Origin of the sequence: Asaia lannensis NBRC 102526 (assembly GCF_024054035.1) — a bacterium.
GTDB classification, from domain to species: Bacteria; Pseudomonadota; Alphaproteobacteria; order Acetobacterales; family Acetobacteraceae; genus Asaia; species Asaia lannensis.
In genome coordinates this window covers 124,927-151,315 of sequence record NZ_JAMXQU010000002.1, presented here as the reverse complement: position 1 = coordinate 151,315, position 26,389 = coordinate 124,927, and the positions used below count along the sequence as shown (strand labels likewise).

The following is a 26,389-nucleotide window of genomic DNA, read 5'->3' as shown; positions in this document are numbered from 1 at the left end:
GATGGTTGGTTTTACGATGGACGACCAACAAAAAAGCCCGGTCAGGGACCGGGCTTTTTTGCGACACCGAGAGAAGCGGTGCGTCAGTCCTTATGGGGTTCGGGCGAAAGCATCGCTTCCTTGCCCGGTTTGTCTTTCCACTCATCGGCGTCGGGCATCGCATCGATCTTGCGCGTGATGTTGGGCCAGACCGCAGCGTATTTGCTGTTCACTTCGAGCCAGGGCGTTGCGCGATCGTCGCTATCCGGCACGATGGCTTCTGCCGGGCATTCAGGTTCGCACACGCCGCAATCGATGCATTCATCCGGATTGATGACGAGGAAGTTCTCGCCTGCATAGAAGCAGTCGACCGGGCAGACCTCGACGCAATCGGTGTATTTGCAGCGTATGCAGTTTTCGGTGACCACATAGGCCATGGGTGTCTCCGATCTTAAGCTGGGGCCGGCACGGCCCGAGAGGATCCCGCGAGGCTTGAGAGACGCCATCTGGGATTTTACACAAAGGGATGCCGCAGATAGGCGGAAGTTTCTATCTCTGGCAAGCCTGAGTTTCATTGCGTCTCGGCAAACTTGCCCCCACGCATCAGTTTTCCTCGATCACCTCATAGAGCGTTGCGGCATCCGAGGCCGATCCGCGTCGTTCTGCCAGCGCCACTACGCGCCAGATGCGAACAGCCGGGCGGGGATGTCCGGGAAGGCCCAGAACGTCTCCGACGCGTATTCTGCTATGAGGTTTGGTCGTGACCTGACGATTGATGCGCACCGCACCTTTTTCGATCAGTGCGGCGCAATCCTGCCGCTGTCGGCATACACGCGCATGCCATAACCATAGGTCGAGACGCTGCGCCGAACGCTCTTCCTGGCTCATCGGTGAGACTGCCTGTTGCTTCCGAGATGGGCCAGCGCCGCGAACGGGCTATCCGGCGCCATGCGAACCCTGTTCATGGGTTGCGCGCGCTTCTGGCGCTCCCGGCGTCGTGTCGATGCTGCACCCAGGAGCATGAGCGGAGCCGGTGGGCCGACAAGTCGTGCGTCCTGTGCTTGCGGAGGTCGTATGCGTATCCCCAGTTCGGGCAGGATGGCCGCAAGGCTTGCCCTGGGCACGCCAAGACGTGACGCGAGGTCGAGCGGTGCAGGGCAGGGGCCCACACGTAGCAGGCGATGCAGATCGCTGAGCAGTCTCTCCGCGCGATCGAGCCTGAGCCAGACGGACCCGACATGGGTCCAGCCGAGCGACGACAGGGCTGTATCGATCGCGTTTTCATCCCCCGCTGCCTGTCGGCGTTTCGGAGTTGGGGCGATATCGAGCGTAAGGGTCACCTGTGTCGCATCCAGAACAGGCAGCGTGACACCGTACCAGAGCCCAACCAGCAAGGCCCGCAAAGCCATGGGACCCGGTTTGAGCAGCGATGGCATGAATACGCCCTGTGGACAGAAGACGATCCCCAGTCGCCTGAGGTGGCGCAGGGTCTGGGGATCGATGCTGAAAGGCTCGTCGGGCAGAAGGGGCGTCACACCGCCCGATTCCATCAGGCGGTGAGCCAGGCCGCGCAAGGTCGGGTTGGTGCGGGGCTGAGCCGCCAGAGCGTAAAGGGGCGCAAGCTTCTGCCTGAGGCGGGTTTGCACGAATGTCTGAAAGCGCTCCTGCACCACATCGCGTTGCTTCGTGTCGGAGAATTCCCCACCGAGGATCTGGACTGTCGGATTGAGCAGGGACGTCCCTCTGGAGAGGCGGGCTATCGCATTGCCCTCCCAGAACAGTTTGCCGCTCACCTGGTCGAGAGCAAGATCGTCATCGGGCGCGTTCGACAAGACCTGAACGCGTCGCGGAATTTCATGGAGCAGGGCGCGACGGCCTGCGCGAAGCATGAGCTTCTTCTCTGGCAGGGTATCTTCGCGGTCGGGTTTGAGCGTGAAACCCTCGATCGTGCCAACCGGATGACCTTCCACAATCACCTGTCCGTCGCGCGTGACGGCTGAGAGCAGATCGCGCGATCCATCGCTGTCGAGACGTCGAAGAAGAGACGTGGCGCGACGGTCGACAAAACGCGCTGTCAGTCGTTCGTGAAGTGCGTCCGACAAGAGGTCCTCGGCCTCGCGCGTGCGCTCCTGCCAATGCGTCGCCCGGTCGCTCCATTCCGTACGGGCCGCCACATAAGCACAGACCCTGATCCCGGTCAGGCGATGCATCAGCGTGTCGATATCGCCGTCGATGCGCGAAAACCCGGCAATATGGGACTCGAACCACTGGGCCGGGATGCCGCCATCATTCAGCAGATGGAAAAAGAGGCGATGACACAGACGTATATGCGAGTCATCGCCGAGTTTGCGAAAATCGGGAATCTGGCAGACATCCCACAACAACGCCGTCGATTTCCTGCCGTGCACGGCGTCGCGGATATCGCGCTCGCCGGAGAGGCTTTCGAGCGTCAGAATGTCCGAGGCTGGTCTGCCCGCAACGAGTCCGCGTTGCGGGGGCGGGGCATTCAGGCTTGCGAAAAGCCTGTCCGGCGATGAATAGTCCAGCGTGGCGTTGCGCCAGCTGACGCGTTCGATCGGGTCGAAACGATGGGCTTCTATCGCGTCCACCATGGCTTCCGACATGGGACGCGCTTCTGCTGTCGTTCCGAATGTGCCGTCTTTCATGCCGCGCCCGGCGCGCCCGGCGATCTGGGCGCATTCCTGCGCGGTGAGCGGTCGCAGGGTCGAGCCGTCGAATTTGGTGAGCGAGGCCAGCGCGACATGGTTGACGTCCATGTTGAGACCCATGCCGATGGCATCGGTCGCCACCAGATAATCGACATCCTTGTTCTGATAGAGTTCAACCTGGGCATTGCGCGTGCGCGGGGAGAGCTGACCCATGATCAACGCACAGCCACCACGCCGACGGCGTATGATTTCGGCGATGGCGTAAACCTCAGCTGCGGAAAAAGCGACGATGGCCGAGCGCGCAGGCAGACGCGAGAGCTTCATATGACCCGTATAGGACAGGCTTGAGAGGCGTGGTCGTGTTTCGATTTCTATGCCCGGCACAAGGCGTTGGAGCAGGGGGCGGATCGTCTCGGCACCAAGAAAGAGGGTCTCGACGGCGCCGCGCGCATGAAGCAGACGGTCGGTGAAAACATGGCCGCGATCGGGATCGCTGCTCAACTGGATTTCGTCGACCGCCACGAATTCCACTCGGCGCGTAAGGGGCATGGCCTCTGTCGTGCAGGAAAACCACCTGGCGTCGGGCGGGACGATTTTCTCCTCACCTGTGATGAGTGCGACATGCCGTGCGCCCTTGATGCGCACCATGCGTTCGTAGTTCTCGCGCGCCAGAAGCCTGAGCGGAAAACCGATAATCCCCGAAGCATGAGCGAGCATGCGTTCGAGAGCATAATGAGTCTTGCCCGTATTGGTCGGTCCGAGCACGGCACGGGTACGGCGAGGCATGAAATGGTGCTGGGACGTCATGACGCGATGCTTGTGCATGAGCGATGGAATTGCAAGACATGCTCATCATTGCCCGATGCGTCATCGGGCGTCTCGGATCGACTAAGAGAGGCTTATAACCATGCGCTTGCCCGATACACTCTGCCTCATCGATCGCTCGGATAACGCGCGCATCGTTCATCTCGTCTCGCCGCAGGATGATTTCCACAAGGTTCTGGGCGCGCATCGCGCGGGACTTTTCGAAATTGCCGGTGAGCCCGCACCCGGGCGCCTCTATCTGGTTCCCGGTCCGCAGGGTGTGGATCGTGCTGTCTTCGTTGTCGACGCTGCGGAGAAGGACGCCGCGCGTTTTGGCAGCCTGGCAACCGGCTTGCCCAAAGGCGACTGGTCGATGAATGTTTCTGACCGGCTCAGGGCGGAGCGTGCCGGGCTGGAAGGAGAGGTGCTTCTGGGTTTCTGCATGGGGGCCTATCGCTATGCGGTCGGCCCTGAGTGCCTCTTTCCGGTGCGGCTGGTCGTACCCGCGGGGCACGCGAAGGAACGTCATATTGCACAGGCCGTGTGGCTGGGGCGCGATCTGGTGAATATGCCGGCCAATCTTCTCGGTCCTGTTGAACTGGCCCAGGCGGCAGCCGATCTTGCGGAGAAGCATGGTGCTGCAATCGAGATCGTGGCCGGGCAGACACTGACGTCTGCCTATCCCTGTCTTGCCGCAGTAGGCGCCGGATCGGATCGTCCTGCACGCGTGGTAAAAATGGTCTGGCGTGGCAGCAAGGCGCAGGAGAATGCACCGCTCCTCTCCCTTGTGGGCAAAGGCGTTTGTTTCGATACCGGAGGGTACGACATCAAGCCCGCCAGCGGCATGCTGCGCATGAAGAAGGATATGGGCGGTGCAGCCCTGATGCTGGCTCTCGCGCATGTCATCATGGCGCAGGACCTGCCTTTGCGGCTCGAACTGCGTATCGGATGCGTCGAGAACAGCATTTCAGGTCATGCCATGCGTCCCGGTGACATCCTGACGACCCGGTCAGGCCTCACGGTGGAGGTAGGTAATACCGATGCCGAGGGGCGCCTCGTTCTGAGCGACCTGCTGAGCGAAGCCTGCGAAAGCGCTCCGGACTGGCTGCTCGATGCCGCGACTCTGACAGGAGCGGCACGCGTTGCTCTCGGTCCGGATCTGCCTGCGTTGTTCTGCAACGACCGGAACTGGAGTCATCTGCTGCTCGATGCGGCGGAAAATGCCGGCGATGCCATGTGGCAATTGCCACTCTGGCATGGCTATGACGCATGGCTCGGCCGCAAAAATGCCCATCTTGGCAATGTGACCGACAAGCCGATGGCCGGGGCGATTACAGCGGCACTCTTTCTTCAGCGATTTGTCGAACCCCCTGTAAAATGGGCACATATCGACACTTATGCATGGAATGACAGCGCGAGACCGGGTCGTCCCGAGGGGGGAGAAACACTCGCACTTCGCGCGCTTGTGGACGCAACATTACGAATGATTAATGAGTATGATATGTCGGGGGCGGCTTAGCCCCTGAGTTTCAACAAAAAGATACTAAACCGATTGCAAAAACGAACCTATATGACTGCGTATCGTTCGACGCATGTTGTAGGAATGCAACGCTAATCGGGAAGCAACCCGCCTCATTCCTAAAGCAAGCGCCGTCAGGACACGCACCCAAGGCGTGGCGTTTCGCAATATCGTCAAGGTATTCCGGAGTGGCTTACTTGGGCGACGGGTAAGACCATTCGCCGCGCCGAGAGCGCGCTGCATTGAGGAGTTTTTTCGATGGCCCAGGCACAGAATGACCAGATGCTCAACCTTCTGCGCGACACGATCGTTTCGCTCGTCCGCAAGGACGGTCCCGATCTTTCTGCACGCCAGCTCGGTGTCTTCCTGACCTGCTATCTTCAGGATGGGGCCCACACGGTGCGTGGTCTTGCCCAGGAGCTCAACGTTTCGAAGCCTGCCATCACTCGCGCGCTCGATCGTCTGGGTGAGCTTGATCTTGCCCGTCGCAAGGTCGATCCGCTGGATCGTCGCTCGGTGCTGGTACAGCGCACGCTCAAGGGTTCGGCCTTCCTGCGTGAGATGCGTTCGCTGATGAGCGAAGCCTCCGGCACGGCCAAGCCCGCTGCCAAGACCGGTCGCGGCACGGTAGAGCGCATGACGGTGCGTCGCGCTGCCGGCTGAAGCCGGTAAGTTTGCCAAAGGGGCTCGTCCCCGACGGACAGAAAAACCGCCCTCCGCAAGGATGGCGGTTTTTTTTATGGTCTGGCACTCTCCGTGCTGAGCTTGTCGTAAAGATCTGGCGCCGAGAGGGAGGGAGCGCTTTGAAGCGTGAGTTTGAGACGCGGAGATTAAGCCTCCGTCTTCCCGAGAAGGCAGATTACGACGATCTCGCTGCGATGCGCGCCGATCCGGTCGTTGCGCGATATACGTCTGGCCATCCTGCATCACATACCGATTCCTGGGACCGGCTGATGCGTTATCGCGGATACTGGGAGATACTGGGTTTCGGTTACTGGTGCGTGCGAGAGCGCGATACAGGGCGGTTTGTCGGCACGGTCGGGTTCGGTGAAGCGCGCCGCGGGATCACGCCGTCGCTCGACGGTTTTCCGGAGGCGGGCTGGGTTCTGGCATCATGGTGTCACGGTATGGGATATGGTGGCGAGGCTGTAGCCAGCGCGCTTGCCTGGATCGACACGCATACAGAGCATCGCCAGACGCGTTGTATCATCGATCCGAGAAATCTCGCTTCCATGCGCATTGCTGCGCGGAACGGCTTCAAGTCTCTTGCGCGGGCAGTCTATCTAAACACTGAAATCGAGGTGTTCGAGCGTCTTCGGCCAGACCTGTCGACTTAGGCGCGCGGGTTACCACTTGCCCAGATCGCGAGCACGCGCCCTGAGGATCACCAGTGCGGTCCAGGAGAGCTGAGGGGTGAGAATGAGCCCCAGACGCAGGGCCAGAGGGGCTGGCTGGATGCAGACAAGGCCGCCCCATATGGCGAAAGCCCAGTGGATGGGCGCGATGATCACGGGCGCGATGCCGCTACGTGCGGCAAGCTGATAAAGATGACTGCGATGCGCCTGTGCCAGCGCGTCGCCTGCCAGTGCGCGACGGACGAGTGTGAACCCGACATCGTAGAGAACGCCACTGAGGACAAAGGGCGCGATAAGGGGATAACGTGTTGTGCAGGCAGCCTCGATACCGAGCCATGCAATGACCAGCCCGGCCCCCTGACTGCCGACATCTCCCATGAAAATACGCGCTTTGGGATAATTGAAGGGCATAAATGCCAGCAGAGCGACAGCGAGTATGAGCGCCGCATGGGTGAAGGCCGGCGCTTGTGCGTGATAAAAGACCAATGCAAGCGTCAGAGCGGCAACGATCATGACGCCGGATGCAAGGCCGTTCAGACCGTCGATGAAATTCAGCGCATTGGTCGTGTAGACGAGCCACAAAAACCCTGTTGCGACCAGTATCAGCGTGCAAATCAAAGCGGCCATTGCGCCGGGTAGAAACGCGGTCAGCAGCGTCTGCAATGCGTGAAAATTCTGGTTTATGAACGGGCCTGCCAGAGCGACGCCTGCCAGAACCATCATCGAGGCGGCGCCCTGTACGCCAAGTTTCAGTGTCGCACGGTAGGAATGGATATCGTCCAGCCACGAGAAAAGGCTGAGAAGGGCGGCCCCCATGAGAGGCAGGAGAAGGGAGGCTCCCGGAAGGTCGCCCTGAGTCCAGAGTTGCGAGATCGGAAAGACCAGCAGGAAAGCAATGACGACACCGATTCCGCCGCCCTTGGGGGTGGGGCGTGTGTGCGAGCTGCGCTCGACCGGCACATCCATCACCCCGACGCGGATCATGTGTCGTATCAGGGCAGCGCTGATGCAGGCGGCGCCCAGACAGCAGGCGATCAGGGGTATCATCGTCAGATCCGCTTTTTTTCACAAACAGGATGCGCGCCCGTTATCAGGCCATCGCAACGCGCAGGGTTTCGGGGCTATAAGTGGCGTGTGAACGAGAAGCAACATCCTCATAGCCCGTCCCTGCAATCCCGATCGCTGGCGCATCGCCACCGGTCACGTGGAAGAATCGCCGTCAACGTCCTGGCTGACGGGCTGATCTCCGGCATTGCAGCGCCCGTAGCGCGTTTTCTGGCTGCTCCGCATGATGGCTTGTTGCATCCTCTCTGGTTTATCGCCGGGGGTGCGGTCACACTTCTCGTCAGTGGATTGCCCTTCCGCATTCCACAGCAATACTGGCGGTTTTCGGGTGTCGCGGATCTGCGCGGAATCGCAGCGGCCTCGGTCGGGGGGGCCGCGCTTTTCTCGCTCATGCTCTGGGTTTCCGGCTTTCCCCTTCCATCGCCGACCTTTCCTTTCATCTATGCTCTGGTGCTGCTCGTGGGACTGGGCGGAAGCAGGCTGATGACACGTCTTGTCAGCACCATGCGCCAGCAGGCACAGGGGCATAAAAGCCGCGTTCTGCTCGCAGGCTCGGACCAGAGCGCCGATCTTTTCCTGCGTGCGCTCGAACGGGCATCGGATGCACAATATCAGGTTCTTGGTCTCGTCACGCGCTCGCCCGGTCAGCAGGGGCGGCGGCTGCATGGCGTGCCGATTCTCGGTGTGCCGGAAGATCTTTCATCCGTACTCGATGCGATGGCGGCCAGCGATACCCTGCCTGACAGTGTGATCGTGACCGATCCCGAATGGCGTGGCTCACCTCTTTCGGTGGTGCTGGATGCGGGTCAGGCCCATGGCATTGCCGTGCAGCGTGCGCCCTCGCTTACACGTCTGACCCCGGCAGAAGAGATTCAGATGCGACCGATTGCACTGGAAGATCTCCTCAACCGGCCCGAGGTGCCGCTGGACCGCGAAGGCATGGCGCGCCTTATCCAGGGACAGGTCGTTCTGGTAACGGGGGCCGGAGGGACGATCGGATCCGAGCTGGCAAGGCAGGTTGCCCAGTTCGGCCCTGCTACACTGCTTTTGCTCGATCATGGCGAATTCGCTCTCTGGCAGATCGATCTCGAATTGTCGGAGCTGTACCCGCAGGTACCGCGTCGCGTGATCGTGGCCAATATCCGCGATGCGCAGCGTATCGATGAGGTGTTTGCGCTTTATCGGCCCGCTCTCGTATTTCATGCAGCAGCGCTCAAGCATGTGCCGATCGTGGAGGCCAATCCCTGCGAAGGTGTGCTGACCAATGTTATCGGTACGCGTATCGTGGCCGATGCGGCGATCCGTCACGCCGCGCAGGCCATGGTGCTCATCTCCAGTGACAAGGCGGTCAATCCGTCGAGCATCATGGGGGCGACCAAACGCTGTGCCGAAATCTATTGTCAGGCACTGGCCGCCGAGGCTGAGTCGCGAGGCTCTGCCTTTCGCTGCGTGACGGTGCGCTTCGGCAATGTGCTTGGCTCGACCGGATCCGTCGTGCCGCTGTTTCGCCGCCAGCTCGAACAGGGTGGGCCGCTGACCGTCACCCATCCGGACATGACGCGCTATTTCATGACGGTGCCCGAGGCTGTCGGGCTGGTGCTTCAGGCCAGTGTGCGTGGAACGGCCATGAGACGCCTGCGGGACGAGACCGATGCGCTTTTGCAGCAGGGCGGCATATTCGTTCTCGACATGGGCGAGCCCGTGCGCATTCTCGATCTTGCACGGCAGATGATCCGTCTGGCCGGGCTTACTCCCGATGAGGATGTCGCCATACGTTTTACCGGGCTGCGTCCGGGGGAGAAACTCTATGAGGAGCTTTTTCATGGGCGCGAAGCGCCGGTGCCGACAGATGCGCCGGGCCTCAAAATGGCGACACCGCGCCTGATCGACCTTCTGGCAGCGCGCGCGCTGCTCGAACAGCTCGAAGCGGCAAGCCTTGTTGACGATGTCGGACAGTCTCTGGCGATCATCAACGAGCTGGTGCCGGAATTCGCCCACAACCCTCTGGGCGAGGTACGTCACACGCGGGCTCCGCAGGTTTCGGCCGTGCAGCCAGCGACTTCGGAAAACGCGACCCCTGTGTCATAACGCGGGTCGATACAGGACCGGGCCTCTCGGGGCCGATTAGGGAAGAATGTCATGAGCGAAAAAGCCCCCATCTCCTTTCTCGACCTGCCAAGGCAGCAGCTTCGCCTTGGTGCGGCCCTGAAGCAGCGTATCGACACGGTACTGGATCACTGCAAGTTCGTGATGGGGCCGGAAGTCGAGGAGCTGGAATCCAGACTGTGCGCCTATAGCGGCGCGAAACACGCTGTCAGCGTGTCATCCGGCACGGATGCCCTGCTGATGGTGCTCATGGCCGAGGAGATCGGCCCGGGCGACGCGGTGTTTCTGCCTGCCTTTACCTACACGGCGACAGCAGAAGTCGTTCTTCTTCTCGGGGCAACGCCGGTGTTCGTGGATGTCGATCCCCGTACCTTCCAGATCGATTGCGATAATCTGCGCAGTCGCATCGCCTCCATACGCGCACAGGAAGAGCTCGAACCGCGCGTGATCATTGGGGTCGATCTGTTCGGGCAGCCTGCACCCTGGAACACGCTGCGCACGATCGCACAGGAGGAGGGGCTTCTCCTTGTTTCGGATTGCGCACAGGCCTTCGGTGCTTCGCTCGATGGGCACAAGCTCGGGCGTGAGGCGCTTGCAACCACATTGTCGTTCTTTCCGTCCAAGCCGCTCGGCGCCTATGGCGATGGTGGAGCAATACTGACCGACGATCCGGAGCGCGCGGCGCTTTATCGCTCGCTGCGCAGTCATGGCGAGGGCAAAACGCGTTATGAGGTGCTGCGTATTGGCCTGAACGGACGTCTGGATACGTTGCAGGCTGCGGTTCTGCTTGCCAAGCTCGATCAGTTCGATGAGGAGCTCGCCCGGCGTGAGGCGATTGCCACGCGCTATGACCGGGCTCTGTCGAAGCTCGTCCAGGTTCCGTCGCGTGTTGCCGGAGGAGAGAGTGCCTGGGCAATCTATTCCATTCTTCTGCCCGATGCCGGGACGCGCGATGCGCTTCAGGCCCATCTCAAGGCGCAGGGCGTTCCGAGCGTGGTCTATTATCCAAAGCCGCTGCACGAGCAGCCAGCCTATGCCGAGCATCATGACGAGACGGTGTCGCTGCCTGTATCGGAAGGGCTTGGAGCGCGTATCCTTGCGCTGCCGTTGCATCCCGAACTGACAGAAGACGATGTCTCGCGCGTGATCGACGGCGTGGTATCGTTTTTCGAAAAATCTGCAACGATGGACAAAAACGGTGCATCTGCGACGCAGGAGCGCGACGCGTGAGAAAAGAAACACTTCTTATTCTCGGTATTTTTGCAGTCGTTCTATCGACTGTTGCCGTCATATGGTTTTTTGCGCTCCCCGCCCTGCGACCGATCCGGTTCGAAAAGGTGTCGAATGTCACGCTGACCATTGCTCAGACCGATCAGACCCGTACGCTCAATGCCAATGAGACGGCGCGTCTGAATGAGTGGCTTCAGACCCATACGCGTGGCTGGGCACCGCTGACCTCACCGGCGCCCTCGACCGGAGATGTGGTGATCAAGGGGCGTCTGGAAGACGGTCAGGCATTCGAGCTGGCGCTCTGGACCGGGATCAGCGGCGCGGACTGGAACAATACCGCCATTACCAGAACCAATCCGAAGGCACGCTTCAAGGTGCGAAGCTTCAGCGATTCGGACTGGGCTCCGTTGCGTTATCTCATTGAGGGGCAGGGTTTCGAAAAAACCGACGTCCCCTGAGAGGACGGATTTTCGGACAAAGGGTTTTGCGGGCGCGCGTTCCGGGGGCATCAACCGCCGGAACGCGGGACCAGACGGGGTTTGCAGGCTGGTGCGGCTTCCCGGACGATCCGCCCTGTTTCAGCCATGAAGCGATAGACGGCGGCGCTGAACGGTGCCTTGACCGTGTCGCTCTCCCAGCTTTCAATATTCTCATACATCTTTGCCGCTTTAACCCAATGCTCGCGTCCCAGTGCCTCAACCATGGGCGCTTGCAGTGCCATCCAGCGATCCAGAAGTGTTCGGGCTTGTGCTGAACCGGGTTCCACGCCCCGGTCTATAGCCGCTTCCACCTGTGCAATCAGTTCACTCCAGTCCCGTTCGTAGCGCGAGCGTTCGCTGTCCGGAAACAACTCTGCTCCCAGCGTCTGCCATCGCTCCCATTCAGCTTCAGTAAAATACTGACTGGCTACGGTTTTGAGTTCGTTTCTTGTCATGATGGTTTGTGCCTCGTTGATCAGGGAACAGAGCCGATCCGCATCCGGAGCGTCACGCGTATCGAGCAGAATCAGTGTCTCTTCGAGACGACGAAGCATGAGACCGAGCTGCCTGTGGCGGGCCCCGAGATGCAGGATCTGGCTTTCGACCAGGCTCCGGGCGTCGAGAGAGGGGGCGATCATGACCGACGAAATTTCTGTCAGACGATATCCGGCCTGACGTAAAAGCAGCACGCGGGTGATGCGCTGCATGTCCGCTTCGCCATAAACGCGTCGCCCTGCCTCGCTTCGGCGGGGGCGGATCAGGTTTTTCGTTTCCAGATGGCGGAGGCTGCGTATCGATAGCCCTGTCAGGGCCGCAACCTCGCCTATGGATCGGTCTCGTGTCATGGGGCTCCACTCTCTGTCTTCCGGCACCACCATGCGGTGCTCACACTATGTCAGGAGCAAGAGAAAAATGCCGGCGCGATTCCTGAACGAAGTGTCCGTGCCGTTCGGGAAGACATGCGGCCGGAAGCAGGCATCATGACAGGCACGAATGGGGGGGCACCTCGAAATTGAACTGCCGTGTCGATTTTTCAGTGAGCTACGGCAGGGGCTCGCATTCCTGTTGCGAGGAACGAACCTCAAACGAGGCGCTGGCAGTCGGCAAAGAGAGGCTATCTCGATGCGCCCGGATAAAATGAAGCCCGGGTCGTGATCCCGGGCTTTTGGAACGTTGCAGATCAGGCCGTTTCAGCTTTGCCGAGAGGGGCATCGCCCATTGTTTCGCCCGTGCGCATATCCTCTGCGAGGGGGGCGGTGCCCTTGTCGCCGATTGCGAGCAGGGCAGCAGTGAGGGGCGATGCAAGGATCAGACCCGGGACGCCCAGGATGGTGCCGAACACGGTCTGGGCCAGAATGGCAAGAGCCGGGGGCATATGGACGGCATGACGCTGGATAAGGGGTGCCAGCACATTGCCTTCGAGAAACTGGATCACGCAGTAAAGGCCAGCGACCATCAACCCGGTGCGCGAGCCCTGCGACAAAGCAATCAGCACGGCCGGGACAGCACCCAGAATGGCGCCGATATAGGGAATGAAGTTGCAAAGCCCTGCCACAACACCGAGCGCCATAGCCAGAGGGACGCCGAGTATGGCAAGGCCAATGCCGGAGGCGAGACCCACGGCAAGCATGTCGAAGGCCTGACCGATCGTCCATGACCATAGCGTCGTGCCCGCCGTGAGGAACAGCGTGCGCGCTGCAGGCCTGTGGTTTTCAGGCACGAGACGCAGCATCCCGTCGACATAGATAGCCGGTGACATGGCAAAGTAGAGACCGGCGATCAGGATGACTGCTATCGTGCCGAGCAGACCGAACGCACTGCTCAGAATACCTGTGACGGAATTGGCGAGACCGGCCCCGAGTGACGGGCCACTTCCCGTTTCGTTGCCACCCAGCGATTTGGGCAGGTGGTCCATGACGAACTGACCCCAGGTGCTCGTGCCCATCTGGCTGCGCACCTGACCGTATTGCGTGATCAGGGCCTGCTTGAGCTTGACGAACTGATCGCCGATCTGTGGGCCGCTGAAATAGAACAGCGCTGCGATGGCAAGGAGAACGGTCAGCGCAACGAGACCTACGGCGAGCTGGTAAGGCACACGCGCCCTGTCACGCAGTATGCGCGCCAGACCGTGCAGGATGACGGCGAAAAGCGTGGATGCGAATACCACCATCAACACATCGCCAAGCAGCCAGAGGGCCAGCACGACAATCGTGACGATCAGGGTAAAACGCAGGATTCTGAAAATCCTGGTCAGTTCGTACCCAGCGTCCCGGGCATCGTCTTTTTGCGTTTCGGACATTGTCTCTCGTTCTCGGTCATCGATCCCCCTGTAACGAAAGGGGTCAGCTTCGGTTCGCCTCGTCGATCTCGGCTTCGGCACGCAGCCACCGTTCTTCTGCGGCGTGTTCTTCTGCTGTAAGCGCGGCGAGGCGCGTATTGAGCTTGGTAAGTTCGTTGGCGTCGCTTTTGGCATAGAGAGCCGGGTCTGCAAGACGCGCCTCGATTTTCTGCCGTTCCTTGCCGAGCTGTTCGAGCAGATGCTCGGCGGCCTTGGCCTCCTTGCGGAGCGGGGCGAGGGCGCGACGCTGTTCTGCGCGGTCGCGTCTTTGGTCTTTTCTGCCGGCACTATCCGCGTCGTTATCGACGCGCATTTCGTTTGCGGCTTTGCGCGCGCGATCGGTCAGCCAGGCGCGGTAGCCGTCCATATCGTCTTCGAACGGCGTAATCGTGCCGTCATCCACCAGCCAGAGACGGTCTGCGACGGATTCGACCAGATGCGAGTCATGGCTGATCAGCACGACAGCCCCCTCGAAATCGCACAGCGCGCGAATGAGTGCGTCACGTGCGTCGAGATCCAGATGGTTTGTCGGCTCATCGAGCAGGAGAAGATGGGGGGCGTTGCGTGTGGCAAGAGCCAGAAGCAGGCGGGCCTTCTCTCCCCCGGATAGATCGCCGACGCGTGACTCGGCTTTACCGGAATCCAGACCGAAACGGTCGAGCTGAGCACGCACGGCGACCGGTGTCGCATCGGGCATGGCGCGGCTCATATGATCGATCGGCGTGTCTGTCAGGACCAGTTCGTCACCCTGATGCTGGGCGAAATAGCCGATACGCAGGCGTGAGGAGTGGTTCACGCTTCCTGAAAGCGGCTCCAGCCTTCCGGCAAGCAGCTTTGCAAAGGTCGATTTGCCTTTGCCGTTCTGGCCGAGAAGGGCGATGCGATCGTCGAGGTCGAGCCTGCAGGACAGGTTCGACAGCACGGCGCGCCCGTCATAGCCAACACTCACCTTGTCTAGGGAAAGCATTGGCGGGGGAAGGGGTGAGGGCTCGGGAAAGGAGAAACGTGTCGGGCTGTCCTCGACGACCGAGTCGATCTGGGGCAGGCGGGCGAGCGCCTTGAGGCGGGCCTGTGCCTGTCTGGCCTTGGTTGCCTTGGCGCGGAACCGGTCGACGAAAGACTGCATGTGGGCACGCTGTGCCGCAAGACGCTCAGCCGCACGGTTCTGCTGAAGGGCCTGCTCGGTGCGTATGCGTATGAACTCGTTATAGCCACCCGGTGTCAGGCTGAGCTTGCCTTTGTCGAGATGCGCAATGGAGTCTACCACGCTGTCGAGCAGCGATCTGTCATGGCTGACGACGATGGCGGCGCCGGAGAATGATTTCAGCCAGTTCTCGAGCCAGATCGTGGCTTCGATGTCGAGATGGTTCGTTGGCTCATCGAGCAGAAGAAGATCCGGATTGAGAAACAGCGCTGTGGCAAGGGCCACACGCATGCGCCAGCCGCCTGAGAAAGAGGAAACCGGGCGTTGCTGCGCCGCGTGATCGAAGCCCAGCCCTGACAGAATACTGGCCGCACGCGCGGGCGCCGTGTGCGCGTCGATAACCAGCAAACGTTCATGGATATCCGCAAGGCGGGACGGGTCCTGTGCGGTTTCGGCCTCATGCAGCAGACGCGCGCGTTCCAGATCGCCCGCCAGAACGGTCTCGATCAGCGAGGCGTCGCCCTCCGGCGTTTCCTGTTTGACCCGTCCCATACTGGCGCGGTTCGAGAGCTGGATGGTGCCGCCATCGGGATGCAGATCGCCTGCAATTGCAGCAAGTAGCGTCGATTTTCCCGCACCGTTTCGCCCAACCAGACCGACCTTGCGCCCCGGATCGACACTGAGTGAGGCGTTGTCGAGCAGGACGCGTCCGGCGATGCGCAGGGTCAGGTCGGTGATGGTCAGCAGGCTCACAATATCTTCCCGGGCAGAATGGACGCGTTTTGATGCCAAGCGGACTATCAGGAACTCCCGTTTTGCTCTAGGGGAAGGGCGTTCACCGCTTTTCTTTTTTCATGCAGGAGATGCCTTATGGCCCTGGAACGCACCCTTTCGATCATCAAGCCTGACGCGACCCGTCGCAACCTGACCGGCAAGATCAATGCCGTGTTCGAAGATGCCGGTCTGCGTATCGTTGCCCAGAAGCGCATCAAGCTGACCGAAGACCAGGCCAAGGCCTTCTACGCTGTGCATGCAGAGCGTCCTTTCTATGGCAGCCTCGTTGCTTCCATGCTGTCCGAGCCGGTCGTCGTGCAGGTGCTGCAGGGTGACAATGCCGTAGCACATCATCGCGAAGTCATGGGCGCCACCAACCCGGCGCAGGCTGCTGACGGCACCGTGCGCAAGCTCTATGCCGAGAGCATCGAAGCCAACTCGGTTCACGGATCGGACAGCCTCGAAAACGCGAAGAACGAAATTGCATTCTTCTTTGCAGAGACCGAAATCCTGCCGTAAGGCGGATACGGTTTCGATCGTGAAAAGGCGGCCTCTGGCCGCCTTTTTTTTGGCGTCAGGCATCTGAAGACATGGTGCGAGGGCGTTTCCTGGACGCTGGACAGGGGCTATCGCCTCAGTGGCAGACCAGCGGCCCAGTGTGATGAAAGTTGACGCATTGTATCCTTGCCTGTGGCGCGCTTTAACGTTTTCTACAGCATTATTCTCTACATGATGGTGTCTTCCATGCAATTTGATAAATAAGTGTCATGAATGGATGATATGGTATTTTGATCTGAGTAATTATCAAAATTCATTAGTTAGTAGAGAATCCGATGAAAGTCTCGAATAAAGGTAAAAAACTGCAAAAAGATGGCGGTGATTTTGTGTATAGTGGTAATGTAATTGCATTTCCGAAAAAAAACTGTAAAATAGATATAAAAAACAGAACAATTATAGATCCGTGCCTATCTATCACTACGAAAGACGGGCGCGTTCTGGACAAGCTTGGTATGTCCGGCGATGAATGCTGCTATATTCTGCCGCCTCATGTTACATTTATTCGACTATCGGCAAGCATGGGGGCCCCGGAAATCGAGGCAGGAGAAGTGGAACCCGCCCGTCTGGTTCCCATACGCGTCATTCTCTCCGAATCTGCCGCCGTTACCGAAATCGGTATGGATGTCGAAGAGTCGTGCACTGGCCGTCCAGAGGATGAGTCGGAAACGCATTGGGTCGAACCGGGCCGCGCGCTTTATCTTGCACGTCATGCACCGGAATATGTCGCGATGCTCTCGGTCAAATTTGCCAGGCTGGATACCCTTTCAGGGTAATCCTGACGCAGCGCATCCACTGACCGGATTTTCCGGCGGCCCCAGTCTCTTGTTGGCGAGGCATCTCTGGTCAGCCCGAAATGGCACGCTGGCGTTGTAATTTTTTCCGGCTTCGGAGTTTTTTCCAGGGGCGTCCGTCGATCGCTGCCAGTCCGAGACCTATCACGCAGAGACCTGCAAGCGCATTCCAGTTCAGAGTTTCTCCGAGGAAGCAGACACCCAGTATCAGAGCCATGACGGGAAGCAGAAATGTCACGAGCGAGAGGTTCGTGGCGCCCGTCGTTGCAAGCAGCCTGAAATAGAGAATGAATGCGAGCGCCGTGCTGAGCAGGGCGATACCGCAAAATGCTCCCCAGATGGACAGTGTAAAGGGTAGCAGCGTCCAAGGGCGATCGAAGGCCAACGATAAGGGCAGGACAATCAGGGTGCTTGCGCCGAGCTGACCCGCTGCAATTTTCATGGGGGGCATTCCCCTGAACCGGCGGCCATAAACGCCGCCGAAACCGTAACTCAGTGCGGCCCCAAGGCAGGCGATTTCTCCGACTGCAGTGCCACGATCCGAAGAATGCCCAAGCAGGGCCGGTCCGATCAGAAGCCCGACGCCACAAAAGCCGAGGGTGATGCCGACGACTTTGCCCCAGCGCATTTTTTCGTCATGGGTCAGGAAATGAGCAACGATAATCGTAAAGACCGGTGTCGTGGCATTGAGGATCGCGGCCACGCCACTGGCAATCCTCGTTTCTCCAAATGCGATTGCCGAGAACGGGATGACGTTGTTCAGGAGGCCGAGAAGGCCAAGGCGTAACCATAAGGCGGGCGTGAGCGACAGAACATCTTTTCTGGCAAGGAGCAGCAGGTTCAGCGCCAATGCGGCAATCCCGACACGACCCAGAACAACGGTGAAAGGCGGTATAACGGCAACCAGCACCTTGAAGAAGAAGAACGATCCGCCCCAGAGGGCGGCAAGAGCCAGAAGCAGCGCCCATTCTCCCAGATTCATCGTACGCTCCGGGACGTGTTGCATTGCTATCTCTTTTCACATGTCGGGACAGGTGCCGCTCCGGTCCAGACCTATATCGGGGTTACAGTCACGGCAGTGCCGCAAAAATCCTCTGTGCCACGGATCCTGTCATCATGCATGATGAGAAACAGGCGCGGGATGACAGGCAGGATGAATTGCGCCTCAGCCGCTGCGCGAATGCTTGGCCGCATCGGGCAAAAGCTGTTGCCTGCAAGCTTGTAACGATCGATGTTTCGTACCTGGGAGGCAGAAGCTTGCCTGGCCTTTCTGATCTTGGACCACGGATTTGTATCATCGGTCCTTCTAATAGTGGCAAGTCGACTCTGGCCCGAATGATAGGGGGTAAAACCGGACTGCCGGTCTTTCACCTGGATCAACTGCGTTATGAAACGGGGGGCTTCGATACCCTCAGGCAGGAGAACGATTTTATTGCGGACCATGCCGTGCTGATTGCACGTGATGAATGGGTAATGGACGGAAATTATTCATCTTGTCTGGCGTCGCGTATCGACCGGGCAACAGGCCTTATCCTGCTTGAGTGCTCCATGCTCCGCAGCCTCGTTCGCTACGTAAAACGGTGTCGTCATGCCGGCACACGTGCTGGTGGTGTTCCGGGGCTTGCATGCGAGCCGGTACGCTGGACAATGTTGCGTCATATCATCGGCCCGACGCGCCAAAACAGGCAACGTTATCGCCTGGTTTTCGACGCGATGACGAAACCACGCCTCGCTCTGCTTTCGCCACGTGCTTATCGCGTTTTCTGTCAGAGCGAGGGGCTGTCATTTCAGGGTGTCAGCAACGGCCTGGTGCTCAGGCACGATTGACGGGGGAGGGTTCCAGCGGCTGGGACATCGGTCGTTGCCGGACAGGATCGGGCGATCCAACCATACAGGCCTCTATTTTTTCAAGCGACACACCACGTGTTTCCGGGACGAAGCGCAGAACGAAGGCCATCGACCCGAGGCAGAGCAGGGCAAAAAGCCACATCGAAAAAGCACCGTGGAATGCCTCGTTCAGAAAGCGATTGCCGGCAAGCATCGGAAAGCTTTGCGCTACGACGAAATTCATCACCCAGTTCGCCGCGACAGCAAGGCTCATACCGACCGAGCGGATGTGATTGGGGAATATTTCCGAGACGAGGATCCAGGCGACCGGCCCCCAGGAAAGTCCGAACATCAGCATGTAGAACAGTAGGCCGAACAGGGCGAGCAGTCCCGTATCCTGCGTATAGAGCGCGATGGACGAGGCGAGCAGACCCAGAGTCATGCCCAGCGATCCCCACAGGATCAGGGGACGTCGACCTTTTCTATCGACGATCCAGGCGCCGATCATACCGCCTATCAGATTGGCAACGCCGATCCAGATGGTCTGGAACAGAGCGTTTTTCAGGCTGCCGCTCGAATTGCTCAGTAACATCGGGGCGTAATAGACGACGATATTGATCCCGGTGAATTGCTGCAGACCTGCGATCATCGCACCGATAAAGACGATCCAGCGTGCGCGACGATCGTGCAGGATCGTGCGCAGACCGTGACCTTTGACGCCATGTTCGCTCAGTGAGTTGCGTATCTCCTCCATCAGGGAGCGGGCATGGGTCGGGTTGGAGATACGGCTCAATGTCCTGAATGCACGGTCTTCCTTGCCCTTGATCATGTGCCAGCGTGGGGATTCGGGAATGAGGAAAATCGTGGTGCAGAAAATGAGGCAAGGGACGATTTCCGACCCCAGCATCCAGCGCCAGCCTGTCGTTTCGAGCCATGATGCGCTGGAATGCGCGGCAATGAGATAATTCACGATATAGACAATCAAGGCGCCGAGCACGATTGCGAACTGCTCCATCGACAGGGCACGGCCGCGCATGTCTTTCGGTGAGACCTCGGACATATACATGGGCGATACTGCCGAAGCGATGCCAACCGCCAGCCCGCCGAGAATGCGATAAACCACGAATTGGAGGAAATCCGGTGCGAGCGCAGCACCGATGGATTGCACCGAAAAGAGTATGGCGCAGACGAACAGGGTCAGACGTCGTCCCAGTGTCTGTGCCAGCCATCCTGAGCAGAAGGCGCCGAGAATGCAGCCCAGAATGACACTCGAGACTGCCCAGCCTGTCGCAGCATCGCCCAGGTGGAAATAGGCTCTGATTGGCCCGATTGCGCCCGAGATCACCGAAGTATCGTAGCCGAACAGAATTCCGCCCAGCGCGGCAACGGCGCAAAGACGCAGTACATAGCCGACATCGTGACGTTCCGAGGCGACGCCGACCAGATCTTTTATCCGGTTCATGACGATGCTCCGTCGCTGTTGCGATTGAAGCCGATATGCCGGATGCGAAAACGCGCTGCGGGTCGATACTCCGCCTTCGGCGCACAGGGGGGCAGGAGAGAGTCAATCATGATGAAACCTCGAACGTGACATTTATGTAACCTTCGAAGCGTAAGCGCGTCCGTGCGAAAGCGTATCGCTAATCCGATGGTTTTCCATCAAGGGCGCGCTCTCATGCCGTGCGCAGGGTAAGGCACGATGGGGTTCATCGGCGGCATATCCAGAGGGGATAGACCCGCAGGGAATTCGGAAAGGACCTACACCATGCGTATGGCTCTGCACGGCATATCGAGCTTCCACACCAATCTGATGATGGATATCCGGCTTGCTCGCGAGGCCGGGTTTACCGATCTGGAAATTTTCTATCCGAAGCTTGCTCGGTACCTTGCCTGTGGCGGATCGATCGAGGCACTCCGCTGCGCCGTAAATGACGCTGGACTGCGCGTGAGCCATGTAAGTGCTCTGGATCATATCGAGCGTCATGAGCCGCAGGCCTTCGAAGCGTTACTTGCCGAAGCGCGCAGGATTACGGTCGAAGCCTGTGAGCTTGGAGCGCAAACCGTCATGGTGCTGCCTCGCAATGGCATCGATCATCTGCCGTACGAGCAGATCATGGATATCATGACGCGCAATATAGGCGCGATTGCTGCCATAGGCCGTGAGTACGGCATGCGTTACATGATCGAGCTTCCTGCCTTCACACAATTCCGGACGCTGGCGCAGGCACAGGAGATTATGGAGCGTGTCGAATCGGAGAATGTCGGTGTCGTCGTGGATTTCTGGCATTTTCATGCTTCGGGCGCGGTGCCGGACGATATTGCCCTTCTCGATCCAAGGCGTATCTTCGGTGTGCATTTCTGCGATGGCCGTGTACCGAGGCAGGGTGAGGGCTGGGATGAAACAGTTCTGCGCGATTGCATGCCGGGGAGAGGGGAGATCGACCTTCCAGCCTGGTCTGAAGCGGTGCGGCTGAGTGGTTATGATGGTCCATGGTCGATCGAACTGATCAGCCCTCGGCTCTGGGAGCGCGATCCCGCCGAGCTTCTGCCGGAACTCCGGAAGGTACTACAGGAGCATGGGACGAACGCGTTGCGTTAGAGCGGTGTCCAGTCCCGCTATCTCACATTGGTTGCGCAATGTTGTCTATCGTAACGGATGCGATCTGGTCTCCTGACCGCCATAATGCTAGGAGCGAACTGTAATGACCGTTTCGTATAGAGAGAGTAATGCAGACTGAGTTTCTCCGTCAGGATCAGGTCGCTGAAAACGTGACTTCACTCTCAGCCTATCGGATCGCAGTGCTGATTCCCTGTTATAACGAAGAGGTCACGATTGCCGGGGTCGTGCGTGATATGCGTGCTGCCCTGCCCGATTCGGCAATCTATGTTTACGACAATAATTCGACCGATCGAACGATGGCATTCGCCAGAGATGCAGGGGCAATTACCCGACGAGAGCGCTTGCAGGGCAAGGGTCATGTCATACGGCGTATGTTCGCCGATATCGAAGCCGATTTCTATGTGCTGATCGATGGCGATGGAACATATGAGGCAGCCGCTGCGCCGAAAATGGTACGCATGGCGCTCGAAAACGGCCACGATACAGTCATGGGCGTGCGTAACCATGAAGAAGCCGCGGCTTATCGACCTGGGCATGTCCTTGGCAACAAGGTTCTGACCGGTCTTGTTGTGAGCCTTTTTGGCCGTGGGCAATCGGATATGCTGTCGGGCTATCGCGTGTTCAGCCGCCGCTTCGTCAAATCCTTCCCCGCTCTTTCATCGGGTTTCGAAACGGAAACGGAGTTTACCGTCCATACGCTCGAGCTGAACATGTCGATGGGCGAGGTTCAGACGCGCTATAGCGAGCGACCGGAGGGGTCTTTCTCCAAGCTTAATACCTATAAGGACGGGTTCCGGATTCTCGGTACGATCGTCAATCTTCTCAAGCAGGAGCGGCCCTTCCTGTTTTTTGGTTCGATCGGGGTCGTGCTTGCTCTTCTTGGCGGTCTCGTCGGCCTGCGTTCGGTTCTGGACTTTATTGAAACGCATACGGTGCCGCATCTTCCGTCTGCCGTTCTGGCGACGGGGCTGGAGCTTCTGGCTGCGCTCTCACTTGTTTGCGGGCTTATCCTGAACAGCGTCGCACTTGGGAGGCAGGAAAGCAAAAGACTGGCTTATCTGGCGCTTTCGGCTCCCCCGCGCATCGACCTGTAACCGCGCTATCGGGTTTAGTTCGCTCTATGGGACGGTGTGCCCATAATTTCGGGAATATGTCTTGTTACGCAGCTTCAAGGCGGGTCTGCCCGTCTCCCCCGCACTGGTCTATGTGTTCTTCGCGGCCCTTATGGGAATGGCCTGCGTGCTTCTTACGCCGCCAGGCCAGACGCCCGATGAACGCAATCATCTCGCACGGATTACACAGATTTCCCAAGGGGGGCTGATCGGGCTCAAGCTGGGCACGAACGATGCGGGAGGCTATCTCCCGGCGGATTTCCCAGCTGAGTCTGAACTTCTGAACTCACTGCGTTTCAATGCGCAGGCCAAGGTGCAGATGAACGAGCTTCTCGCCCTGTCCGAAAGGCGCTGGGATCAGAAACGAATCTGGGTGTCGTTCCCCAATACCGTGATCTATGCTCCGATCACCTATATTCCCGGCGCGATTACCACGGCGCTCGCGCGGGCTTGGAATGCAACGATTCTCCAGACCAGCTATGCGGTCAGAACGGTCAATGTTGTCTTTACGATAGCACTCTGCGCGCTCGGTATCGGACTTGCGCGTCGTGGCACGCTGTATCTGGCGGTCCTTGCGAGCCTGCCGATGGTCATCGCTGTAGGGGCGTCGTGTTCGCAGGACGGTATATTGATCGGCCTGTCTATCGTGACGGCGGCTTTGCTGACTCGTCTCGATGCCCAGAACCCCGGGTCACGGCACTTCTGGATCGCGATATCCTGTCTGTTCGCCGTTCTGACTGTGAGCAAACCGCCCTTGCTCTTGTGCAGTCTTATTCCTCTCGGTTTTCGTTTGCCGGGCAAAATGCTTGACCGGGCTATGCCCTTCCTCGCGAGCGCGCTGGCATTTCTGGTCTGGCAGAAGATCGGCCTCAACCCCACGAAAATACAGTTTCTCGACGGATCGGGAACCTCGGATAGCGGGCAGGTACATTGGGTGCTGACACATCCCCTTTCGCTGCCGATGTTGGCCTACACAACACTCAAAGTGAATCTAGGGCATAATATCCACGAGTTCATCGGAGTACTTGGCTGGTTGGATACCCTGTTCCCGGCCTGGTTTTATCGCATTGTCTACCTTACGATCGCCGGAACACTCTGCTTTTGTTTGTATCCTGCGTTTGCAAACAGAGCGCTTGCCCAGAATGCGAAGACGGCGTTCGTGACGGTGCTCGCCATGCTGCTTGCCGTGGGGGCCGTCTATTTCTCGCTCTATGTGATCTGGACCCCTGTGGGGGCGCCGATTATCGATGGCGTGCAGGGGCGCTACTTCCTGCCAATCGCGCCTTTTCTGGCGCTGGTCTTTCCGCGTGTCTGCACGGCCGGGCAGGTGGCAGATAAAAAGCCGATGCATCAGGTGGCAATGCTGGGTTTCAGCCTCTTTCTGATCGTGGATGTTGTGACCCTCACATGCGAGCTGGCGTCGCGTTACTGGTGAGATCTGAAGGGCCCGGGCCGATAAAGAGCGCGTCCATACCAGCTCTGTAAAAAGGCCCGGTCCAAGCCGGGCTTTTTTCAAGGGTTTTTCAGAAATTCCGCCAGTGCGGCAGGGTAGAGATGGTGCTCCTGATCGAGCACCCTCGCGGCAAGACTTTGCGGCGTATCGTCGGCGTGCACCGGTACGCGGGCCTGTTTGAGAATCGGCCCTTCATCCACGCCATCCGTCACCAGATGGACGGTGCAGCCGTGAAATGCCTCACCGGCAGCGAGAGCGCGCTCGTGCGTGTCGAGACCGGGATAGGCAGGAAGCAGGCTCGGGTGAATGTTGAGCATATGACCCGCCCAGCGCTCGACAAGCCATGGGGTGAGCACACGCATGTACCCGGCCAGGCAGATCACCTCGACTCCCGCCCTGCGCAACGCATCGTCGATCGCCTTTTCATGGCCTTCCCGGTCTTTCGGGTAGAGGCGATGATCGATCGCGCAAGTGTCGAGCCCTGCTGCCCGTGCGGTTTCGAGCCCGGGCGCATCGGGGTTATTGCTGAGCACGAGCGCAATGCGTGCCGGATAGTCCGGCTGTGCACAGGCCTCGATCAGCGCTTTCATGTTGCTGCCACGCCCGCTGATAAGAATGGCGACAGGCGTCTTGGTCATAGAGCGAAATCGACCTTGCCATCGAGTACGAAGCGCGGGCCGCTCGCGGTGACGTCACCGATGCGGTATCCCTTTTCGCCACGCTCTTCGAGCATTGCCAGAACCTTGTCGGGCTCTGGGGTAATCAGCACCATGCCGATGCCGCAGTTGAAAACCTTGAGCATTTCGTCCTGCGTGACGTTGCCTGCAGTGGCGAGCCAGCGGAACACGGGCGGCACAGGCCAGGTATCGGCTTCGATCTGCACACCCAGTCCTTCGGGCAGGACGCGCGGCAGATTGCCCGGCAAACCGCCGCCCGTGATATGTGCGCAGCCATGCAGCAGGCCGGCACGATGCAGCGCCATGACTGTACGCACGTAAAGTGCGGTGGGACGAAGAAGTGCTTCGGCCAATGTGCTGCCCGGTTCGAAAGGCGCTTCGCTGTTCCATTCCAGGCCGCTCATCGTCTTGATGCTGCGCACAAGAGAATAGCCGTTGGAGTGCACGCCGGAAGAGGGCAGCGCGATCAGCGTATCGCCTTCTGCAATACCGGAAGGCAGAAGTGCCGAGCGTTCGGCGGCTCCGACACTGAAACCGGCGAGATCGTAATGGCCGGCTTCGTACATGCCGGGCATTTCCGCGGTTTCCCCCCCGACAAGGGCACAGTCCGTTTCGCGGCAGGCCTGCGCAATGCCCTGGATCACACGCGCAGCATCCTCGACGGAGAGTTTGCCTGTCGCGAGATAATCGAGGAAGAACAGAGGCTGTGCGCCCTGTACCACCAGGTCGTTCACGCACATGGCCACGAGATCGATACCGACCGTGTCATGCTGGCCGCTCTCGATGGCAACCATGAGCTTGGTGCCGACACCGTCGGTGCAGCTCACAAGAACAGGATCGGTGAAACCCGCGGCCTTGAGATCGAACAATGCGCCAAAGCCACCCAGGCCGCCCATCGTGCCGGGCCGGTCGGTCGATTTTGCGGCGGGCTTGATCGCCTCGACCAGGGCATCGCCAGCTTCGATATCGACACCGGACTGGCGATAGCTTGCTGAAGGAGAGATTGGATCGGTCATGCTGTCGCCTCGCTCGAAAAACCTGGCCAGTTGCGTTAGTATCTGTCCTTCTAAAGGAGCCGACCCGGCTCGGAAAGGACCGGAACGGCTATTGGATGGACAAAGAAGCGGGAAATGACGGATTGGCGTCGCTGAGCGCTTCTGCCCAGCTTGCGCTTGCTCTCAAGCCGCCGGCAAGCGTTGCGGCACAGCATTTTATCCCAGCATCGTCGAATGCACAGGCGCGCCACTGGCTCAATCAGACGGGCTGGCCCGATCGACGCCTGCTGCTTTGCGGGGCGGATAGCTGCGGCAAAACCCATCTCCTGCATATATGGGCCGCGCGACGTCATACACGTGTGATCGATGCTGCCCAGCTCGATGAGCCCGATATCGCGCAGCTGACCGACTCCCTGCCTGCGGCGCTCGCCCTGGATCATCTGGACAGGGTGACATCGGAGCGGGCATTGCTGCATCTGCTCAACCTTGCACGCGAGCAGCGCATCACGCTGCTTATGGCTTCGCGGACCGCACCGAGCCGCATGGGTATTATCCTGCCCGATCTGGCCAGTCGTTTGCGTGCTGTGACCGTCGTGCCGGTTCTGCCACCTGAAGACAGACTGCGGTTTGCGCTGCTTCTTCGTCTGATCGCCGAGCGCCAGATGATCGTCTCCAACCCGATTCTGGACTGGTTGCTCTGTCATCTTCCGCGCACGGGCGATGCGATCGTGGCCGCCGTGGACAGGCTCGATCAGGCAGGACTTGCCCAGAAGAAGCCACTCACGCGCGCTATGGCGCGTGCGGTTCTTTCGGGTCTTCTGCACGAAACCTCCGAGGAAGAGGGCTGAACGCGACAAGTTTGTGATGATTGGGTGAAGGGGTTTGACGTAGGGC

The 26,389-nt window shown here is 59.4% G+C and carries 24 protein-coding genes; 13 read left to right on the top strand and 11 right to left on the bottom strand.

Features of this window, described 5'->3' with window-relative positions; all coding sequences use genetic code 11:
• Positions 1-83: 83 nt before the first annotated feature.
• From fdxA to NF685_RS03225, 3 genes are all read right to left on the bottom strand, one after another.
• Positions 84-416, bottom strand: coding sequence for a ferredoxin FdxA (gene fdxA, locus NF685_RS03235; protein ID WP_222547780.1), 333 nt, complete (start codon positions 414-416; stop codon positions 84-86).
• Between the two features lie 166 nt (positions 417-582).
• Complete coding sequence (locus NF685_RS03230) at positions 583-867, bottom strand: RNA-binding S4 domain-containing protein (protein WP_252848580.1); 285 nt, start codon at positions 865-867, stop codon at positions 583-585.
• On the bottom strand, positions 864-3,455 hold the full coding sequence (locus NF685_RS03225; protein WP_252848579.1) for a helicase-related protein: 2,592 nt from the start codon (positions 3,453-3,455) through the stop codon (positions 864-866). Before NF685_RS03225 ends, NF685_RS03230 begins: the two co-directional genes overlap by 4 nt.
• Before the next feature lie 100 nt (positions 3,456-3,555).
• On the opposite strand from NF685_RS03225, the gene NF685_RS03220 reads away from it, so the two are divergent.
• The 3 genes from NF685_RS03220 to NF685_RS03210 all read left to right on the top strand — a co-directional run bounded on the left by NF685_RS03220 (position 3,556) and on the right by NF685_RS03210 (position 6,308).
• Positions 3,556-4,971 (top strand): leucyl aminopeptidase family protein, encoded by a 1,416-nt coding sequence (locus NF685_RS03220; RefSeq protein ID WP_252848578.1) that lies wholly within the window; start codon positions 3,556-3,558, stop codon positions 4,969-4,971.
• A gap of 258 nt (positions 4,972-5,229) precedes the next feature.
• Entirely contained in the window at positions 5,230-5,634 is a 405-nt protein-coding gene (locus NF685_RS03215) for a MarR family transcriptional regulator (protein WP_222547777.1), read from the top strand.
• A 140-nt stretch (positions 5,635-5,774) separates the two neighbouring features.
• Complete coding sequence (locus NF685_RS03210) at positions 5,775-6,308, top strand: GNAT family N-acetyltransferase (RefSeq protein WP_252848577.1); 534 nt, start codon at positions 5,775-5,777, stop codon at positions 6,306-6,308.
• Between the two features lie 9 nt (positions 6,309-6,317).
• Here the strand turns inward: NF685_RS03210 and NF685_RS03205 are convergent, their stop codons facing one another.
• Positions 6,318-7,373, bottom strand: a complete 1,056-nt coding sequence (locus NF685_RS03205) for an MraY family glycosyltransferase (RefSeq protein ID WP_252848576.1) — start codon at positions 7,371-7,373, stop codon at positions 6,318-6,320.
• Positions 7,374-7,460: 87 nt separating this feature from the next.
• On the opposite strand from NF685_RS03205, the gene NF685_RS03200 reads away from it, so the two are divergent.
• The 3 genes from NF685_RS03200 to NF685_RS03190 are packed head-to-tail and all read left to right on the top strand — an operon-like array spanning position 7,461 to position 11,185.
• Positions 7,461-9,479 carry a polysaccharide biosynthesis protein gene (locus NF685_RS03200; RefSeq protein ID WP_373317800.1) on the top strand — a complete coding sequence of 673 codons (2,019 nt, stop codon included), beginning with the start codon at positions 7,461-7,463 and terminating at the stop codon, positions 9,477-9,479.
• 51 nt (positions 9,480-9,530) lie between these two features.
• Complete coding sequence (locus tag NF685_RS03195; RefSeq protein WP_252848575.1) at positions 9,531-10,727, top strand: DegT/DnrJ/EryC1/StrS family aminotransferase; 1,197 nt, start codon at positions 9,531-9,533, stop codon at positions 10,725-10,727.
• Positions 10,724-11,185, top strand: coding sequence for a hypothetical protein (locus NF685_RS03190; protein WP_222547772.1), 462 nt, complete (start codon positions 10,724-10,726; stop codon positions 11,183-11,185). The genes NF685_RS03195 and NF685_RS03190 overlap by 4 nt, the downstream gene beginning before the upstream one ends.
• A gap of 50 nt (positions 11,186-11,235) precedes the next feature.
• Here the strand turns inward: NF685_RS03190 and NF685_RS03185 are convergent, their stop codons facing one another.
• From NF685_RS03185 to NF685_RS03175, 3 genes are all read right to left on the bottom strand, one after another.
• Positions 11,236-12,051 carry a MerR family transcriptional regulator gene (locus NF685_RS03185; protein WP_252848574.1) on the bottom strand — a complete coding sequence of 272 codons (816 nt, stop codon included), beginning with the start codon at positions 12,049-12,051 and terminating at the stop codon, positions 11,236-11,238.
• Between the two features lie 335 nt (positions 12,052-12,386).
• Complete coding sequence (locus NF685_RS03180; protein ID WP_252848573.1) at positions 12,387-13,505, bottom strand: AI-2E family transporter; 1,119 nt, start codon at positions 13,503-13,505, stop codon at positions 12,387-12,389.
• Positions 13,506-13,548: 43 nt separating this feature from the next.
• Entirely contained in the window at positions 13,549-15,441 is a 1,893-nt protein-coding gene (locus NF685_RS03175) for an ABC-F family ATP-binding cassette domain-containing protein (RefSeq protein WP_252848572.1), read from the bottom strand.
• A 117-nt stretch (positions 15,442-15,558) separates the two neighbouring features.
• Here NF685_RS03175 and ndk point away from each other — a divergent pair, with 117 nt between their 5' ends.
• On the top strand, positions 15,559-15,981 hold the full coding sequence (ndk, locus tag NF685_RS03170) for a nucleoside-diphosphate kinase (protein WP_222547768.1): 423 nt from the start codon (positions 15,559-15,561) through the stop codon (positions 15,979-15,981).
• Positions 15,982-16,295: 314 nt separating this feature from the next.
• Positions 16,296-16,793 (top strand): hypothetical protein, encoded by a 498-nt coding sequence (locus NF685_RS03165; RefSeq protein WP_252848571.1) that lies wholly within the window; start codon positions 16,296-16,298, stop codon positions 16,791-16,793.
• Between the two features lie 70 nt (positions 16,794-16,863).
• Here the strand turns inward: NF685_RS03165 and NF685_RS03160 are convergent, their stop codons facing one another.
• Positions 16,864-17,817, bottom strand: a complete 954-nt coding sequence (locus NF685_RS03160) for a DMT family transporter (RefSeq protein ID WP_252848570.1) — start codon at positions 17,815-17,817, stop codon at positions 16,864-16,866.
• Between the two features lie 329 nt (positions 17,818-18,146).
• Between NF685_RS03160 and NF685_RS03155 the strand changes: the two genes are divergently transcribed.
• Complete coding sequence (locus tag NF685_RS03155) at positions 18,147-18,638, top strand: P-loop NTPase family protein (protein ID WP_252848569.1); 492 nt, start codon at positions 18,147-18,149, stop codon at positions 18,636-18,638.
• Here NF685_RS03155 and NF685_RS03150 read toward each other — a convergent pair.
• Positions 18,625-20,100 (bottom strand): sugar porter family MFS transporter, encoded by a 1,476-nt coding sequence (locus tag NF685_RS03150; protein ID WP_252848568.1) that lies wholly within the window; start codon positions 20,098-20,100, stop codon positions 18,625-18,627. The two genes, NF685_RS03155 and NF685_RS03150, sit on opposite strands and share 14 nt — an antisense overlap.
• 303 nt (positions 20,101-20,403) lie before the next feature.
• On the opposite strand from NF685_RS03150, the gene NF685_RS03145 reads away from it, so the two are divergent.
• The 3 genes from NF685_RS03145 to NF685_RS03135 all read left to right on the top strand — a co-directional run bounded on the left by NF685_RS03145 (position 20,404) and on the right by NF685_RS03135 (position 23,805).
• A complete protein-coding gene (locus tag NF685_RS03145) occupies positions 20,404-21,237 on the top strand; it encodes a sugar phosphate isomerase/epimerase family protein (RefSeq protein ID WP_252848567.1) in 834 nt (277 codons plus the stop codon).
• A 128-nt stretch (positions 21,238-21,365) separates the two neighbouring features.
• Positions 21,366-22,352 carry a glycosyltransferase gene (locus NF685_RS03140; protein ID WP_252848566.1) on the top strand — a complete coding sequence of 329 codons (987 nt, stop codon included), beginning with the start codon at positions 21,366-21,368 and terminating at the stop codon, positions 22,350-22,352.
• Between the two features lie 61 nt (positions 22,353-22,413).
• On the top strand, positions 22,414-23,805 hold the full coding sequence (locus tag NF685_RS03135; RefSeq protein WP_252848565.1) for a DUF2142 domain-containing protein: 1,392 nt from the start codon (positions 22,414-22,416) through the stop codon (positions 23,803-23,805).
• Positions 23,806-23,882: 77 nt separating this feature from the next.
• Here the strand turns inward: NF685_RS03135 and purN are convergent, their stop codons facing one another.
• Both purN and purM read right to left on the bottom strand, forming a co-directional pair.
• On the bottom strand, positions 23,883-24,461 hold the full coding sequence (gene purN / locus NF685_RS03130; protein ID WP_222547761.1) for a phosphoribosylglycinamide formyltransferase: 579 nt from the start codon (positions 24,459-24,461) through the stop codon (positions 23,883-23,885).
• Positions 24,458-25,516 carry a phosphoribosylformylglycinamidine cyclo-ligase gene (purM, locus tag NF685_RS03125; protein ID WP_252848564.1) on the bottom strand — a complete coding sequence of 353 codons (1,059 nt, stop codon included), beginning with the start codon at positions 25,514-25,516 and terminating at the stop codon, positions 24,458-24,460. Before purM ends, purN begins: the two co-directional genes overlap by 4 nt.
• Positions 25,517-25,611: 95 nt before the next feature.
• Here purM and NF685_RS03120 point away from each other — a divergent pair, with 95 nt between their 5' ends.
• On the top strand, positions 25,612-26,343 hold the full coding sequence (locus tag NF685_RS03120) for an HdaA/DnaA family protein (protein WP_252848563.1): 732 nt from the start codon (positions 25,612-25,614) through the stop codon (positions 26,341-26,343).
• The last annotated feature ends 46 nt before the right edge of the window (positions 26,344-26,389 follow it).

Excerpts from the sequence above, each read along its gene's own strand:
- fdxA (WP_222547780.1), bottom strand. The coding sequence starts at position 416 with ATGGCCTATGTGGTCACCGAAAACTGCATACGCTGCAAATACACCGAT.
- NF685_RS03230 (WP_252848580.1), bottom strand. The coding sequence starts at position 867 with ATGAGCCAGGAAGAGCGTTCGGCGCAGCGTCTCGACCTATGGTTATGG.
- NF685_RS03225 (WP_252848579.1), bottom strand. The coding sequence starts at position 3,455 with ATGACGTCCCAGCACCATTTCATGCCTCGCCGTACCCGTGCCGTGCTC.
- NF685_RS03220 (WP_252848578.1), top strand. The coding sequence starts at position 3,556 with ATGCGCTTGCCCGATACACTCTGCCTCATCGATCGCTCGGATAACGCG.
- NF685_RS03215 (WP_222547777.1), top strand. The coding sequence starts at position 5,230 with ATGGCCCAGGCACAGAATGACCAGATGCTCAACCTTCTGCGCGACACG.
- NF685_RS03205 (WP_252848576.1), bottom strand. The coding sequence starts at position 7,373 with ATGATACCCCTGATCGCCTGCTGTCTGGGCGCCGCCTGCATCAGCGCT.
- NF685_RS03195 (WP_252848575.1), top strand. The coding sequence starts at position 9,531 with ATGAGCGAAAAAGCCCCCATCTCCTTTCTCGACCTGCCAAGGCAGCAG.
- NF685_RS03185 (WP_252848574.1), bottom strand. The coding sequence starts at position 12,051 with ATGACACGAGACCGATCCATAGGCGAGGTTGCGGCCCTGACAGGGCTA.
- NF685_RS03180 (WP_252848573.1), bottom strand. The coding sequence starts at position 13,505 with ATGTCCGAAACGCAAAAAGACGATGCCCGGGACGCTGGGTACGAACTG.
- ndk (WP_222547768.1), top strand. The coding sequence starts at position 15,559 with ATGGCCCTGGAACGCACCCTTTCGATCATCAAGCCTGACGCGACCCGT.
- NF685_RS03165 (WP_252848571.1), top strand. The coding sequence starts at position 16,296 with ATGAAAGTCTCGAATAAAGGTAAAAAACTGCAAAAAGATGGCGGTGAT.
- NF685_RS03160 (WP_252848570.1), bottom strand. The coding sequence starts at position 17,817 with ATGCAACACGTCCCGGAGCGTACGATGAATCTGGGAGAATGGGCGCTG.
- NF685_RS03155 (WP_252848569.1), top strand. The coding sequence starts at position 18,147 with ATGATAGGGGGTAAAACCGGACTGCCGGTCTTTCACCTGGATCAACTG.
- NF685_RS03150 (WP_252848568.1), bottom strand. The coding sequence starts at position 20,100 with ATGAACCGGATAAAAGATCTGGTCGGCGTCGCCTCGGAACGTCACGAT.
- NF685_RS03145 (WP_252848567.1), top strand. The coding sequence starts at position 20,404 with ATGCGTATGGCTCTGCACGGCATATCGAGCTTCCACACCAATCTGATG.
- NF685_RS03140 (WP_252848566.1), top strand. The coding sequence starts at position 21,366 with ATGCAGACTGAGTTTCTCCGTCAGGATCAGGTCGCTGAAAACGTGACT.
- purN (WP_222547761.1), bottom strand. The coding sequence starts at position 24,461 with ATGACCAAGACGCCTGTCGCCATTCTTATCAGCGGGCGTGGCAGCAAC.
- purM (WP_252848564.1), bottom strand. The coding sequence starts at position 25,516 with ATGACCGATCCAATCTCTCCTTCAGCAAGCTATCGCCAGTCCGGTGTC.
- NF685_RS03120 (WP_252848563.1), top strand. The coding sequence starts at position 25,612 with ATGGACAAAGAAGCGGGAAATGACGGATTGGCGTCGCTGAGCGCTTCT.